This window comes from Brevundimonas sp. KM4 (genome assembly GCF_000964075.1).
GTDB classification, from domain to species: domain Bacteria; phylum Pseudomonadota; class Alphaproteobacteria; order Caulobacterales; family Caulobacteraceae; genus Brevundimonas; species Brevundimonas huaxiensis.
This window is the reverse complement of sequence record NZ_JZRG01000007.1, coordinates 89632-103362: the sequence shown is the minus strand read 5'-3', so window position 1 is coordinate 103362 and position 13731 is coordinate 89632. Positions and strand designations below refer to the sequence as shown.

At 66.8% G+C, this 13731-nt stretch carries 14 protein-coding genes; 9 read left to right on the top strand and 5 right to left on the bottom strand.

The genetic code is table 11. The annotated features are described in order from the left end of the window. The first annotated feature begins 23 nt into the window (after positions 1-23). On the top strand, positions 24-1064 hold the full coding sequence (tdh, locus tag VH88_RS04165) for an L-threonine 3-dehydrogenase (protein ID WP_205196164.1): 1041 nt from the start codon (positions 24-26) through the stop codon (positions 1062-1064). Between the two features lie 17 nt (positions 1065-1081). On the opposite strand, the gene VH88_RS04160 is transcribed toward tdh, so the two are convergent. Both VH88_RS04160 and VH88_RS04155 read right to left on the bottom strand, forming a co-directional pair. Further along, complete coding sequence (locus tag VH88_RS04160; protein WP_045810122.1) at positions 1082-2104, bottom strand: DNA topoisomerase IB; 1023 nt, start codon at positions 2102-2104, stop codon at positions 1082-1084. Continuing rightward, a complete protein-coding gene (locus VH88_RS04155; protein WP_045810121.1) occupies positions 2104-2448 on the bottom strand; it encodes a hypothetical protein in 345 nt (114 codons plus the stop codon). The genes VH88_RS04160 and VH88_RS04155 overlap by 1 nt, the downstream gene beginning before the upstream one ends. Positions 2449-2539: 91 nt before the next feature. Between VH88_RS04155 and rlmJ the strand changes: the two genes are divergently transcribed. Together rlmJ and VH88_RS04145 are read left to right on the top strand one after the other, a co-directional pair. Beyond that, positions 2540-3355 (top strand): 23S rRNA (adenine(2030)-N(6))-methyltransferase RlmJ, encoded by an 816-nt coding sequence (gene rlmJ, locus VH88_RS04150; RefSeq protein ID WP_045810120.1) that lies wholly within the window; start codon positions 2540-2542, stop codon positions 3353-3355. Between the two features lie 22 nt (positions 3356-3377). Beyond that, a complete protein-coding gene (locus VH88_RS04145) occupies positions 3378-4109 on the top strand; it encodes a type 1 glutamine amidotransferase (RefSeq protein ID WP_045810119.1) in 732 nt (243 codons plus the stop codon). On the opposite strand, the gene VH88_RS04140 is transcribed toward VH88_RS04145, so the two are convergent. Further along, entirely contained in the window at positions 4106-5164 is a 1059-nt protein-coding gene (locus VH88_RS04140; RefSeq protein ID WP_082064369.1) for a YeiH family protein, read from the bottom strand. The two genes, VH88_RS04145 and VH88_RS04140, sit on opposite strands and share 4 nt — an antisense overlap. A 79-nt stretch (positions 5165-5243) precedes the next feature. On the opposite strand from VH88_RS04140, the gene VH88_RS04135 reads away from it, so the two are divergent. Then, entirely contained in the window at positions 5244-6119 is an 876-nt protein-coding gene (locus VH88_RS04135; protein ID WP_045810118.1) for a LysR family transcriptional regulator, read from the top strand. A 145-nt stretch (positions 6120-6264) separates the two neighbouring features. Here VH88_RS04135 and hemF read toward each other — a convergent pair whose 3' ends face one another. Next, the gene (gene hemF / locus VH88_RS04130) at positions 6265-7146 is read right to left on the bottom strand and encodes an oxygen-dependent coproporphyrinogen oxidase (RefSeq protein WP_045810156.1); all 882 of its coding nucleotides are present in this window, start codon (positions 7144-7146) and stop codon (positions 6265-6267) included. Between the two features lie 103 nt (positions 7147-7249). Here hemF and VH88_RS04125 point away from each other — a divergent pair, with 103 nt between their 5' ends. Further along, positions 7250-8509 (top strand): dipeptidase, encoded by a 1260-nt coding sequence (locus tag VH88_RS04125; protein WP_045810117.1) that lies wholly within the window; start codon positions 7250-7252, stop codon positions 8507-8509. Here the strand turns inward: VH88_RS04125 and VH88_RS04120 are convergent. Continuing rightward, complete coding sequence (locus tag VH88_RS04120) at positions 8500-8955, bottom strand: tRNA (cytidine(34)-2'-O)-methyltransferase (RefSeq protein ID WP_045810116.1); 456 nt, start codon at positions 8953-8955, stop codon at positions 8500-8502. The two genes, VH88_RS04125 and VH88_RS04120, sit on opposite strands and share 10 nt — an antisense overlap. Positions 8956-9148: 193 nt before the next feature. On the opposite strand from VH88_RS04120, the gene petA reads away from it, so the two are divergent. The 4 genes from petA (at position 9149) to VH88_RS04100 (ending at position 13728) form a co-directional block, all read left to right on the top strand. Beyond that, a complete protein-coding gene (petA, locus tag VH88_RS04115) occupies positions 9149-9706 on the top strand; it encodes a ubiquinol-cytochrome c reductase iron-sulfur subunit (protein ID WP_045810115.1) in 558 nt (185 codons plus the stop codon). A gap of 16 nt (positions 9707-9722) precedes the next feature. Next, positions 9723-11027, top strand: coding sequence for a cytochrome b N-terminal domain-containing protein (locus VH88_RS04110; protein ID WP_045810114.1), 1305 nt, complete (start codon positions 9723-9725; stop codon positions 11025-11027). 17 nt (positions 11028-11044) lie between these two features. Further along, entirely contained in the window at positions 11045-11908 is an 864-nt protein-coding gene (locus VH88_RS04105; RefSeq protein ID WP_045810113.1) for a cytochrome c1, read from the top strand. A 152-nt stretch (positions 11909-12060) separates the two neighbouring features. Further along, complete coding sequence (locus VH88_RS04100) at positions 12061-13728, top strand: M28 family metallopeptidase (RefSeq protein ID WP_045810112.1); 1668 nt, start codon at positions 12061-12063, stop codon at positions 13726-13728. Positions 13729-13731: the final 3 nt, after the last annotated feature.

The window sequence follows — 13731 nt, the reverse complement described above, 5'->3', positions numbered from 1 at the left end:
GAGTTGAGACTATGACCGACACGATGAAGGCCCTGGCCAAGACCGCGCCTGGCGTCGGCCTGGACCTGATCGACGCGCCGATCCCCAAGGCGGGACCGGAGGACGTGCTGATCCGCGTGCATCGCACCGCCGTCTGCGGCACCGACATCCACATCTGGAACTGGGACGAGTGGTCCCAGAAGAACGTTCCGACCCCGATGATCACCGGCCACGAGTTCGCCGGCGAGATCGTCGCCATCGGCAAGGATGTGGATCGTCCGCTGAGGATCGGCCAGCGCGTCTCGGCCGAGGGTCACGTCATCGACCTGAACTCGGAAGCCGCCCGCGCCGGACATTTTCACCTGGACCCCAAGACGCGCGGCATTGGCGTCAACCGTCAGGGCGCCTTCGCCGAGTTCGTCGTGGCGCCGGCCTTCAACGTCATCGAACTGCCGGACGACGTGCCCTATGAGATCGGCTCGATCCTGGATCCGTTCGGCAATGCGGTGCACACGGCGCAACAGTTCGACCTGCTGGGCGAGGACGTGCTGGTCACTGGCGCCGGCCCGATCGGCATGATGGCCGCCGCTGTCGCCCGTCACGCGGGCGCGCGCACCGTTGTCCTGACCGACATCAACGACTTCCGGCTGGAGCTGGCGCAGAAGGTCGCGCCGGGCGTTCGCACCGTGAATACGACCAAGGAAGACATTCACGATGTCATGAAGGAACTGGGCCTGAAAGTCGGCTTCGACGTGGCGCTGGAGATGTCGGGTTCGCCCATCGCCTTCAAACAGTGCATCGACACCCTGATCATGGGCGGCGGCATGGCGCTGCTGGGCATTCCCGGCAAGCCGATGGAAACCGACTGGGGCGCGATCATCCTGAAGGCCCTGACCATCAAGGGCGTCTATGGGCGCGAGATGTTCACCACCTGGCGCAAGATGCTGGGCCTGCTGAAGGCCGGGCTTGATCTGAGCCCGCTGATCACCCACCGCCTGGGCTACGCCGACTATCGCGAAGGCTTCGAAGCCATGAAGTCGGGCCAGTCGGGCAAGGTCGTGCTGGACTGGGACAAGGCCGCCTGAGAGACGCGTAACGCTGATCAGACAGCGAGCAGCTGTTTGATCAGCGCTTTTTCGAACCCCTTGGTCTCCGAGCCCGGCAAGGCCTTGCCGATTTCACCGCTTTCGAAAAGGGCGAAGACCTTGGGGTGAACGTACGAGGCGCGGCAGACGGTGGGGGTGTTGCCCAAGAGGCCGGCGACGGCCTTGACGCAGACGGTGATTTTGCGTTTGGCGTCGGTGGGGGAGGTCGGAGCCTCGGTGTCGCGCAGCGCCCGCGCCGCCGAGACGGTGCCGGCCCAGGTGCGGAAGTCCTTGGCCGAGAATTGCTCGCCCATCGCCTCGCGGATGTAGGCGTTCACGTCGTCGGAATCGACCGGGCACAGCGTCCCGTCGGCCGCGCGGTATTTGAACAGCTGCTGGCCGGGCAGGCCTTCCAGCTGTCGCACCACCTTGGCGAGGCGCCGGTCCTTGACGCTGACGCTGTGATCCTTGCCGCTCTTGCCGCGAAATTCGAACGTCAGGGCCGCGCCATCCACATCGATGTGACGTTTGTGCAGGGTCGTCAGGCCGTAGCTGCGGTTCTGTTTGGCGTAGATGGAGTTGCCGACCCGGATCAGGGTAATCTCCAGCAGGCGCACGGCGGTGGCCAGCACCTTGTCACGACAGACGCCGCGAAGGGCCAAGTCATGTTCGACCTTGTCGCGCAGTTTCGGCAGATTGCGCGAGAAGGCGGGCAGCTTGTCGAACTTGTTCTCGGAGCGGGCCGTACTCCAGTCATTGTGATAGCGATATTGTTTGCGCCCTTTCACGTCTCGGCCGGTGGCCTGGATGTGGCCGTTGGCCTTGGGACAGATCCAGACGTCGGTCCAGGCGGGCGGAATGGCCAGGGCGCGGATGCGGTCCAGGGTCTTGGCGTCCGTGACGGTCTTGCCCTTGGCGTCGCGATAGGACCAGCCCTTGCCGGCGCGGCGCCGGGTCAGTCCCGCGAACTCGTCGCTGCAATAGCTGAGGCCTTCGGGGACTTCGGCGGCGATGTCGAAGGCGTACGATCCGTCGGCCATCACCCGTTCGCCTTTTCGAGGCGGTCGTGCAGCCGCTTGATCCAGCGCTCGGCCGGATCGCCGCCCCACAGCAGCCAGGCAATATAGCCGGCCGAAGGATCGGTGCGGCTGCCCCAGCCCTTGCCGTCCTTGTCGACGGTGTGGCGGGCGAAATAGCTGTAGATGTCCTTGATGTCCTCGTCCGAGACGGGGTTCTGATCCGCCAACTGATGGGCGCGGCGTACGCCGACCTCGGTGCCGCCCCGGTCGTGCTTGTCGCGCAGGTCGAGACCGCGCTTGGCCTGGGTCGCGACGCCCTTGGGCGGCTTGCGTTGCGCGTCGGTGAGGGTGGTTTTGGCGGCCATCGCATCTTTCCGTACAAGGACTTGGGCCGAACGCCGTGTCTGGCGCGCGAGTTCCGCTTGACCGCGCGGTCCGGGCGCGAGACGAGGCGGCATGAACTATCGCCACAGCTTTCACGCCGGAAACTTCGCCGACCTGGTCAAGCACGCCCTGGTGCTGTGGCTGGTGAAGGCGCGGCAGGCCGCGGGGCCGCTGACGGTCTTCGACACCCATGCGGGGGCGGGGCTGTACGATCTGTCGGGCGACGGCGCGCGGTCCAAGGAGGCCGAGGCCGGCGTGGCGCGGCTGATGTCCGCCGAGGGGCGGACGCCGCTGATGGACGCGCTGGCGGCCGAGGTCGCGGCGCTGAATCCTGAGGGCGGGTCGCGGTTCTATCCGGGGTCGCCGTTGCTGATCGCGGACGCGCTGACGCCCGGTGGTCGCTATGTCGGGTTCGAGCTGAACCCGCCAGTGCGGGCCATGCTGGCCGAGGCGCTGGCGGGACGTACGAACGCCGAGGCGCGCGAGGGCGACGGCTATGTGGCGGTGGCGGCTGAGGCCGCGAAGGTGCGCGGGCCGCTGGTGCTGATCGACCCGCCTTTCGAAAAGCCCGACGACTATATCTGCTCGGCCGAGACCGCGATTTCGGTGGTGAAGCGCGATCCGACGGCGACGGTGGCGATCTGGACGCCGCTGAAGGATCTGGAGACCTTCGACGGCTTTATCCGGCGGCTGCAGGGCAAGGCGGGGCCGACCCTGGTCGCCGAGGCGCGGCTGAGGCCGCTGACCAATCCGATGAAGATGAACGGCTGCGCCATGGTGGTGGTCAATCCGCCGGCGGGCGCGGAAGCGGCCGCGGCCGAGATCTGCGGCTGGGTCGCGGGGGCGCTGGGCGAAGCGGGCGGACGGGCCGAGGTCTGGACCTTCTGACCGCAGTCACTAGGTTGGTGGCATGACGCGCATCGCCATTCTGGAAACCGGACACCCGCCGGAGCATCTGAAGGACGATTTCGACGACTATCCGGCACGGTTTCGGGCCCTGCTGGGCGAGGGCGTGCCGACGACGCGGTTCGACGTGCAGTCGGGGCAACTGCCGGGCGATCCCTCCGCGTTTCAGGGGGCCATCGTCACAGGGTCGGCGGCGGGGGTCTATGACGACCTGCCGTGGATCCCGCAGCTGATCGATTGGCTGAGGAGGGCGCGGGGGCGGACGCGGCTGGTCGGCATCTGTTTCGGGCATCAGGCGCTGGCCCATGCGTTCGGCGGTGTGGTGGAGAAGTCGCACAAGGGCTGGGGCGTGGGGCTGCACCGCTATGACGTGCGTGAGGATGCGCCGTGGATGCATCCGCGCGCACGGACGATCGCCATTCCCGTGTCGCACCAGGATCAGGTCGTCTCCGTTTCGGACGATGCGCGGGTGATCGCGTCCAGCGGGTTTACGCCCTACGCCGGCCTGGCCTGGGGCGACGATGCGATCTCGTTTCAGTGTCACCCGGAGTTCCAGCCGGACTATGCGGCGGCGCTGATAGAGGGGCGGCGTGGGGCGCGCATCCCGCATGATGTGGCGGATCAGGCGATCGACAGTCTGAAGCGGCCCAACGACCGGGCGGTGCTGACGGCCTGGATCCGCGCCTTCCTGCTGCTGACGCCGCCGCCGGTCGAGGATTACGGCAGCGGGATTTAAAGGCCCAGCAGCCTGATTAGCGCCAGCGCCAGCACGACCAGGGCGCCCAGCGACAGGATGACGGCGGCGACGACGCGGCCGCCGGCGCGGGCGACGGCGCGGATGTCGGTCTGGAGACCCAGGGCGGCCATGGCGACGACGGTCAGCAGGCCCGAGGCGGCGGCCATGGGCGCCAGCGCGGCCTGCGGGATCAGGTCAAACGAGCGCAGGCCGATCATGACAAGAAAGCCGATGATGAACCAGGGCAGCAGGCGCGACAGGCCGGGCTTTGCAGCGCCGGGCGCGCGCTCGCGGAAGATCAGCGACAGGGCGAGGATGACAGGGCCGAGCATCAGCACCCGCACCAGCTTGACCACCGTGCCGGTTTGCGTGGCGACCGCGCCAAAGGGCGCGGCGGCGGCCAGAACCTGCGGCACCGCATAGACGGTCAGACCGGCCAGGGCGCCGTATTGCAGGCCATTCAGATGGATCAGGCCGCCCAGCAGGGGCAGGGCCAGGACCACGATCACGCCCAGCACCGCGGTGAAGGCGATGGAGGCGGCGACCTCTTTCCCGTCGGCGTCGATGACGGGGGCGACGGCGGCGATGGCGGAGTTGCCGCAGATGGCGTTGCCGCAGGCGACCAGCAGGGCCATGCGCGGGTTCAGACCCAGGGCGCTACCGACGCCGAAACCGACGACGATGGCGAGCGCGACCAGGGCGAAGATGCCCAGGACGAAGCCGAGGCCCAGCGACGACAGGGTGGCGGCGCTGACCGAGGCGCCGAGCAGAACAACCGCGACCTCCAGCAAGGTCTTGGCCGAGAAGTCGATCCCGGCCTTAAACCGCGAATCAGGCGTCCAGGCGGTGCGGACGGCTGCGCCCAGCAGGATGGCCAGCACCAGCGGCTCCAGCCAGACATGGCCGATCACGTCGCGCTCGATGCTGGTCAGGCCGATGGCCGCCAGCGTGACCAGCAGGCACAGCAGGACGCCGGGCCGGATTTTGCGCGCAAACGCCGTCGCCGACGTCAGCATGGGCGCGTGAAGCGGGACGGGCAGGGCGGCGGACTTCATCGTCAAGCGTGATGCGCCGGCCCTCGACGGCGGTCCAACGGATAGTTATGGTCGTTTTGATCCGATCTGGAGATCAATCGTGACCTTGGAACGTCTGCGCATCTTCGTCGCCGTCGCCGAGCGTGATCACGTGACGGCGGCGGCACGAGCGCTGAACCTGACGCAGTCGGCCGTGTCGAACGCCATCGCCGCTCTGGAGGCCGAGCATGACGTGCGGCTGTTCGATCGGGTCGGGCGTGGCGTGGTGCTGAACGAGACCGGCCGCGCCTTCCTGCCTGAAGCCAAGGCGGTGCTGGCGAGAGCGGCGGCGGCCGAGGCGGCGCTGGCGGACATGAGCGCCCTGCGGCGCGGGCGTCTGGCGGTATTCGCGAGCCAGACCATCGCCAGCTACTGGCTGCCGCGCCGGCTGGTGGATTTCCACAGGGCCTATCCCGGCGTCGAACTCGCCGTCGAAATCGGAAACACGCGCGAGGCGGCGCAGGCCGTGTTGAGCGGCGCTGCCGAGATCGGCCTGGTCGAGGGGGCCGTGGACGAACCGGCCCTGTCGCAGGTTCAGGTGGGGTCGGATCGGCTGGCCGTGCTGGTGACGCCAGACCATCCGTGGGCGACGCGACGTCGGCTGGACGCGAAGGATTTGTCGGGCCAGCCGTGGGTGTTGCGGGAGGTCGGATCAGGGACGCGGTCGACGCTGGAGGCGGCGGTGCGGGACATGGGGGTCGATCCCACGACCTTGTCGGTGTCGATGACCCTGCCGTCGAACGAAGCCGTGCTGGCGGCGGCCGAGGCGGGGGCGGGAGCCACGGCCCTGTCGGAAAGCGTGGCCTATGCGTCGGTGGCCGCCGGGCGGCTGGTGACGGCGCCCTTCACCCTGCCGGAGCGGCCGTTCCGCCTGTTACGACACCGCGAACGCTATCGCAGCCGGGCCGGCGACGTGTTCGTTGAGGCGATGGGGTAATTTCCCCCAATCCGCTCATCCCCGCAAAAGCGGGGACCCAGTCCTTTGGGCGATCAATGTTCGGGTGGGTTCGGGGCTGTCATCCACACAACTGTGCGAACGACAACACTGGGTCCCCGCCTTCGCGGGGATGAGCGGATCTATTTTAGGGCCACTTCACCACCGGCGGCATGGACGACAGGATTGAGTCGACGTTCCCGCCCGTCTTCAGCCCGAACATGGTGCCGCGGTCGTAGAGCAGGTTGAACTCGACGTAGCGGCCCCGGCGGATCAGCTGTTCCTCGCGCTCCTCGGCCGTCCAGGGCTCGGCCATGCGGCCGGCGACGATGCGAGGATAGACGTCCATGAAGGCCAGGCCGATGTCGCGGGTGAAGGCGAAGTCGCGGTCATAGTCGCCGCTGTCGTGATGGTCATAGAAGACGCCGCCGGTGCCGCGCGGCTCCTTGCGGTGGGGCAGATAGAAATACTCGTCGCACCAGGCCTTGTATTTGGCGTGCCAGGTCGGGTCGTGGGCGTCGCAGGCGGACTGCATGGCGGCGTGGAAGGCCACGGTGTCGGGGTGATCCTGACGACGATCCGCCATTAGCACAGGCGTCAGATCGCCGCCGCCGCCGAACCAGCTCTTGGTCGTGGCGATGAAGCGGGTGTTCATGTGGACGGCCGGAATGCGCGGGCTGACGGGGTGGCAGATCAAGCTGATCCCTGTCGCGAAGAAGCGCGGATCGACGTCGGCGCCGGGCACATTCTTGGCGTAGTCGGCGGGAAAGGCACCGTGGACGGTAGAGACATGGACCCCGACCTTTTCGAACAGGCGACCGTGCATCATGCCCATGACGCCTCCGCCGCCCTCGGGCCGTTCCCATGCGGTGCGGACGAAGCGACCGGGCTCGCCGGGGAACAGGTCGGCGGGGGCGGCGTCCTCAAGCGCTTCGAAGGCGGCATGGATGCGGTCGCGCAGATGTTCGAACCAGGCGCGGGTCTCGACCTTCTTCAGGTCGAGCGGATCGGAGAAGACGGCGTCGCTCATGGCGCGCTTGAACCACGTCGCGGCGGCGGCGTCATCCGGACAGGTTGTCATAAGCAGAATCGCGGGCGCTAATGGCTGTCTGCCATTATCAGAAAGCCCGCCCATGATCCGTCGTCTCGTCTCCGTCGCCGTCGCCTCGCTCGCGCTGGGAGGGGCGGTCCAGGCCCAGGACGCCGACGAGGCGCGAGTGATGGAGATCTTGAAGACCACGCCCCTGATCGACGGGCACAACGACCTGCCGTGGGCGTTGCGACAGCAATACGGAAACGACGTTTACGCCGTTGATCTGACGAAGAATCTGGCGGCCTCGACCAAATTGCATACCGACATCGCGCGCCTGCGGGCCGGCGGCGTCGGAGGGCAGTTCTGGTCCGTCTATGTGTCCGCCAGCCTGACGCCGCTGGAGGCGGTCGAGGAAACCTTTGAGCAGATCGACACGGCCAAGCGCATCATCGCCGCCCATCCCGACACCTTCGGCCTGGCGACCACGGCGGACGAGGTGGACGCGGTGTTCAAGTCGGGTCGGATCGCCAGCCTGATCGGGATGGAGGGCGGCTATTCGATCGACGATTCCCTGGCGCTGCTGCGGGAATTCTACCGGGCCGGTGCGCGCTACATGACCCTGACCCACTCCAAGACCACGACATGGGCCGACAGCGCGACGGACGCGCCGAAATGGGGAGGCCTCAGCCCGTTCGGCGAGGCGGTGGTCAAGGAGATGAACCGGCTGGGCATGATGGTCGACCTCAGCCACGTCTCCGAAGAGACGATGCTGGACGCCATGCGCGTGTCCGATGCGCCGGTGATCTTCTCTCATTCGTCGGCGCGGGCGGTCACGGATCATCCGCGCAACGTGCCGGATCGGGTGCTGCGGATGATGCCGCAGGACGGCGGCATCGTGATGATCAACCTGGCGCCCGGTTTCGTGTCCGAGGCGGTGCGGGCCTGGAACGGCGCCAAGGCGGGCGAGGAGGCGCGGCTGAAGACCCTGAACCCCGGTGATCCCGGCGCGGTGGAGGCTGGGCTGACGGCCTGGACCGCCGCCAATCCGACGCCGCAGGCGACCTTGGCCGACGTCGTGGCCCATATTCAGCATGTGCGCGAGGTGGCGGGCATTGACCACGTCGGCTTGGGCGCCGATTTCGACGGCATTGGCAGCCTGCCGGAAGGCATGGGCGGGGTGGACGCCTATCCGCGCATCCTGGCGGCCCTGATGGCGGCGGGCTGGACCGAGGCCGACATCCGCAAGATCGCCGGCGAGAACCTGCTGCGGGTCATGCGGACGGTCGAGGCCGTCGCGGCGTCAAAGGCCGGCGAGCGGCCGTCGATGGCGCGGCTGGAGCCCGCTTCGGCTCAGAACTGACCGACCCCGCCCGTCTGGCGCAGGCCTTCCCACAGGGCGATGCCGGCGGTGACCGACAGGTTCAGCGAGCGGGCGTCGGGTCGCAGCGGCACGACGACGCGCGCGTCGGCGGCCGCGTGGACATAGTCGGGGGCGCCGGCGCTTTCCTTGCCGAATAGCAGGGTGTCGTCGGGCTGGAAGACGAAATCGGGCAGGGGCGTCGCGCCCTTGGTCGTAAGCAGCACCAGCCGCCCGGCCGGACGATCCGCCTGGAAGGCCTTCCAGTCGGCGTGGCGGGTCATGTGCGACAGCGGGCCGTAGTCGAGGGCCGCGCGCTTCATGGCGCGGTCATCGAAACGGAAGCCCGTCGGCTCGATCACATGCAGATCGATGCCGAAACAGGCCGACAATCGGATGCAGGCTCCGACGTTCTGAGGAATGTCCGGTTGAAAAAGGGCGAGACGCATTTTAAGGCCTGACATACGCGCGGCGAGGGGGTTTGTCGCGGTCTGTTTGCGAGCGTTTCGCAAGAAACGTCAGCAGCTTGCGTCCAAACCGGCGCAAGTCACGGGCCGTCGGGGATTCCCGGCGTCTTTTGTTGGTTCGTGCCGTGGCTGGGGACGCCCTTGGGGTCTTCTGCGGCGTTCGAGAGGTGGAAACGTGGCCGAATCGGTCGTGCATACGGAAGACGGTCACAGCCCTGAGGGCGGTGATCCCAATCGTCGGGACTTTATCTACATCGCGGCGGGCGCCGCAGCGGTCGGCGCGGGCGCCATGATCGCCTGGCCGCTGATCAACCAGATGAATCCGGCGGCCGATACGCTGGCGCTGGCGTCGATCGAGTTCGACCTGACCAAGGTTCAGGAAGGCCAGCAGGTCGTCATCAAATGGCAGGGCAAGCCGGTGTTCGTGCGCTACCGCACCCCGGCCGAGCTGCAGAAGGTCATCGCGGACGATCACGCCCCGGACTTGAAACAGCCCCAGACCGACGCCGAGCGCACCAAGCCCGGTCACGAGAAATATCTGGTCGTCATCGGTTCGTGCACGCACCTGGGCTGCGTGCCGACCTTCGGCGCGGGTGATTACGGCGGCTGGTTCTGCCCCTGCCATGGCTCGCACTACGACGCCTCCGGCCGCATTCGTAAGGGGCCGGCGCCTCTGAACCTGGTGGTGCCGGAATACGATTATCTGTCCGACACCCGCGTCAAGATCGGCTGAGGACCAAGGGGGAATCATGAGCGATCACGAGAGCACCTACGTCCCGAAGACGGGCGTCGAGAAGTGGCTGGACACCCGGCTGCCGATCATCCGTTTCGGCGCGGACTACATGTCCCTGCCGACGCCGCGGAACCTGAACTACTGGTGGACCTTCGGCGGCATCCTGGCCCTGTGCCTGATGACGCAGATCGTCACCGGCATCGTTCTGGCCATGCACTATACGCCGAACGTCGACCTGGCCTTCGCCTCGGTCGAGCGCATCATGCGCGACGTGAACGGCGGCTGGCTGATCCGCTACGTCCACGCCAACGGCGCATCGATGTTCTTCATCGCCGTCTATCTGCACATGCTGCGCGGCCTCTACTACGGCTCATACAAAGCGCCGCGCGAGATGATCTGGATCATCGGCTGCGTGATCTTCTTCCTGATGATCGCCACCGCCTTCTTGGGTTACGTCTTGCCTTGGGGCCAGATGTCGTTCTGGGGCGCAGAGGTCATCACCAACCTGATCGGCGCCATCCCGGTGCTGGGCGAGCCGATCCTGATCTGGCTGCGCGGCGGCCCGGCGATCGACAATGCGACGCTGAACCGCTTCTTCTCGCTGCACTATCTGCTGCCGTTTGCGATCCTGGGCTGCGTCGTGCTGCACCTTTGGGCGCTGCACTCGGCCGGTCAGAACAACCCGGTCGGCATCCTGATCCCCAAGGATCGCGAGAAGAAGGACACGCTGCCGTTCCACCCGTATTTCACGGTCAAGGACGGCTTTGCGATCATCCTGTTCCTGATCCTGTTCGCCATCTTCGTCTTCTATCAGCCGAACGCGCTGGGCCACGCCGACAACTACATCCCGGCCAACCCGCTGCAGACGCCGGCGCACATCGTGCCCGAGTGGTATATGCTGCCCTTCTACGCGATCCTGCGCGCCGTCCCGGACAAGTTCGGCGGCGTGGTGGCGATGTTCAGCGCCATCGGCGTGCTGTTCGTCTTGCCCTGGCTGGATACGTCCAAGGTGCGCTCGATGCGCTATCGCCCGACGATGCGGACCTTCTTCATCATCTTCCTGGTGGTGGGCGTGGGCCTGGGCTGGTGCGGTGGTCAGCTGCCCGACGCGCCGGTGATCGGGTCGTTCAAGACCTTCACCCTGATCGACGGCGACCTGAACTCCTACCTGTGGCTGACCCGGGTCTTCACCCTCTACTACTTCGTCTTCTTCCTGATCATCATGCCGTTGGTCGGGTTGAAGGAGCAGCCGTTGCCGATCCCGGCGACGATCTCCGAGCCGGTCCTGACCGGCGCCGGCGCCGTCGAGCACAAGGTCTGAAAGTCATGACGATTGGAATGAAGACCGTGTCGTTCAAGACGATCATCACCTCGGCCGCGATTGCGCTGGGTCTGCTGAGCGCCGCCGCTCCCGCCATGGCGTCGGGCGCCGCCGCTCATCCGCGCTCGGGCGGGTTCAGCTTCGAGGGGCCGTTCGGCACCTATGACCAAGGCCAGCTGCAACGCGGCTACAAGGTCTATCACGAGGTCTGCTCGGCCTGTCACAGCATGAACCTGATGCACTATCGGAACCTGGGCGACCGTCATGGGCCGTTCTGGAATCCGAAGTATCCGAACCCGAACGACAACCCGGTCGTGAAGGCTCTGGCCAAGGAAGTGCAGGTCGGTGATATCGACAGCGAGACCGGCGAGCCGATCCAGCGCGACGCCACGCCGGCCGACAAGTTCCGCGCCCCCTATCCGAACGCCACGGCGGCTGCGGCGGGCAACGGCGGCGCAGCCCCGCCCGACCTTTCGGTCATGGCCAAGGCCCGCCACGACGGCGCAAACTACATCTACTCGCTGCTGTCGGGCTACAAGGCGGCTCCGGCCGGCCTGCAGATCCGCGACGGGCAGCACTACAATCCCTATATGGCCGGGGACCTGACGCCGTTCTGGACCGGCGATCACAAGCACGTTCCGCCGGGCGGCTTCATCGCCATGCCGCCGCCCCTCAAGGACGGCCTGGTCACCTATGACGACGGTTCGCCGCAAACGGTGGATCAGTACGCCAAGGACGTCGCGGCCTTCATCGCTTGGACGTCCGAGCCGAAGATGGTCGAGCGCAAACAGGCCGGGTTCGGTGTGATGATCTATCTGCTGCTGTTCGCCGGCATCACCTATGTCGCCTACCGCCGCATCTGGAAGGGCGTCGCCCACTAAGGCCATCGCCGCCGGATCGAAATCGCAAGCCCGCCGAGGTTCGCCACGGCGGGCTTTTTCGTTTGCGACGAAAGGTCCGGGACGCAGCATCGACAGGGCGAAGTTCGCCCCCTAGGGTCGCGCATCGTTTCTGGCTGTGGGGCCTTCAGTTCATGCGTCTCGTCTCTTCTTTCGCCGCCGTTCTTTTAGCGAGCGTCGCCTTGTCTGCCTGCGCCACGGCGTCTGATCCCGCTGCGGTTCACACGATCCCGACTTTCGATGCGGCGCGCATCTCACAGGACATCAAGACGCTGTCGGACGACAGCTTCGAGGGCAGGGGCATCGCCACCCCAGCCGAGGAAAAGGTCATCCGCTATCTGAGCGAAGGCTACGCCGCCGCCGGGTTCGAGCCGGGCGGGCCGAACGGCCAGTGGACGCAGGCCGTGATCCTGAACCGCTTCACCCAGTCCAATGTGCGCGCTTCGCTGAAGCTGGGCGACTGGACCCTGCCGATGACGCAAGGGCGCGAGGTCGCCATCTCGACCCGCCGCCCGACCGAACACGTCAGCCTGAAGGACGCGCCGCTGGTCTTCGTCGGCTACGGCATCAACGCGCCCGAGCGGCAGTGGAACGACTTCAAGGGCCAGGACCTGCGCGGCAAGATCCTGGTCGTGCTGGTCAATGACGCCGACTTCGAGGAGCCGGCGCTGAACACCTTCGGCGGCAAGGCCATGACCTATTACGGCCGCTGGACCTACAAATACGAGGAGGCGGCCAAACAGGGGGCGGCGGGCGTGCTGATCGTGCACGAGACGGCGCCGGCGTCTTACGGCTGGCAGACGGTCGCCAACTCCTGGGGCGTGTCGCAGTTCGACATCCTGCGCCAGAATGCAGCGGCCGAACGCGTGCCGATGGAGGGCTGGATCCAGCGTGACGTGGCGGTCGACCTGTTCCGCCGTGCGGGTCTGGATTTCGAGGCGCTGAAGGTCCAGGCGCGCAGCCGCGACTTCCAGCCCGTCGCCTTGCCCGGCGCATCCTTCTCGACCGAGTTCGACGTGGCCACCAATCAGGTCACCAGCCACAATGTCATCGCCCGCCTGCCGGGCACGACCCATCCGGACGAGACGATCCTCTATACGGCCCACTGGGATCACATCGGCATGGGCGAGCCGGATGCGACCGGCGACCGCATCTTCAACGGGGCGGTGGACAACGCCTCGGGCACAGCGGGTCTGCTGGAGCTGGCGCGCATGTTCGGTCGCGCGCCGCGCACCGAACGCTCGATTGTGATGATCAGCTTCACCGGCGAGGAAAGCGGCCTGCTGGGCTCGGAATACTATGCGGTGAACCCGGTCTATCCGCTGGCCAAGACGGTGGGCGGGTTCAACATGGACTCCATGAACGTCTATGGCCGCGTTACGGGGCTGGGCGTCACCGGATATGGCCAGTCGGACTTCGACGAACGTCTGGCGGCGGCGGTCCAGCCGCAAGGGCGATCGCTGGTCCCGGATTACGAGAATGCGGCCGGCACCTATTACCGTTCGGACCACTTCCCGCTGGCCAAGCGTGGCGTGCCGATGGCCTATGCCGGCAGCCGGGGCGATTTCCGCGACGAACCGATCGCCGCGCGCGAGGCGGCGCGGTCGGAATACGGCGCCAAACGCTATCACCAGGCGGCGGATGAGTGGTCGCCCGACTGGGACTACAGCGGCATGATCGAGGATCTGACCGTCTTCTACGATGTCGGTCGCGCCTTGGCGAACGGTCGCGACTGGCCGCAGTGGAAGTCGGGTTCGGAGTTCGCGCCGGTGCGCGCGACGACGGCGTCCGAACGTCGCTAGTCT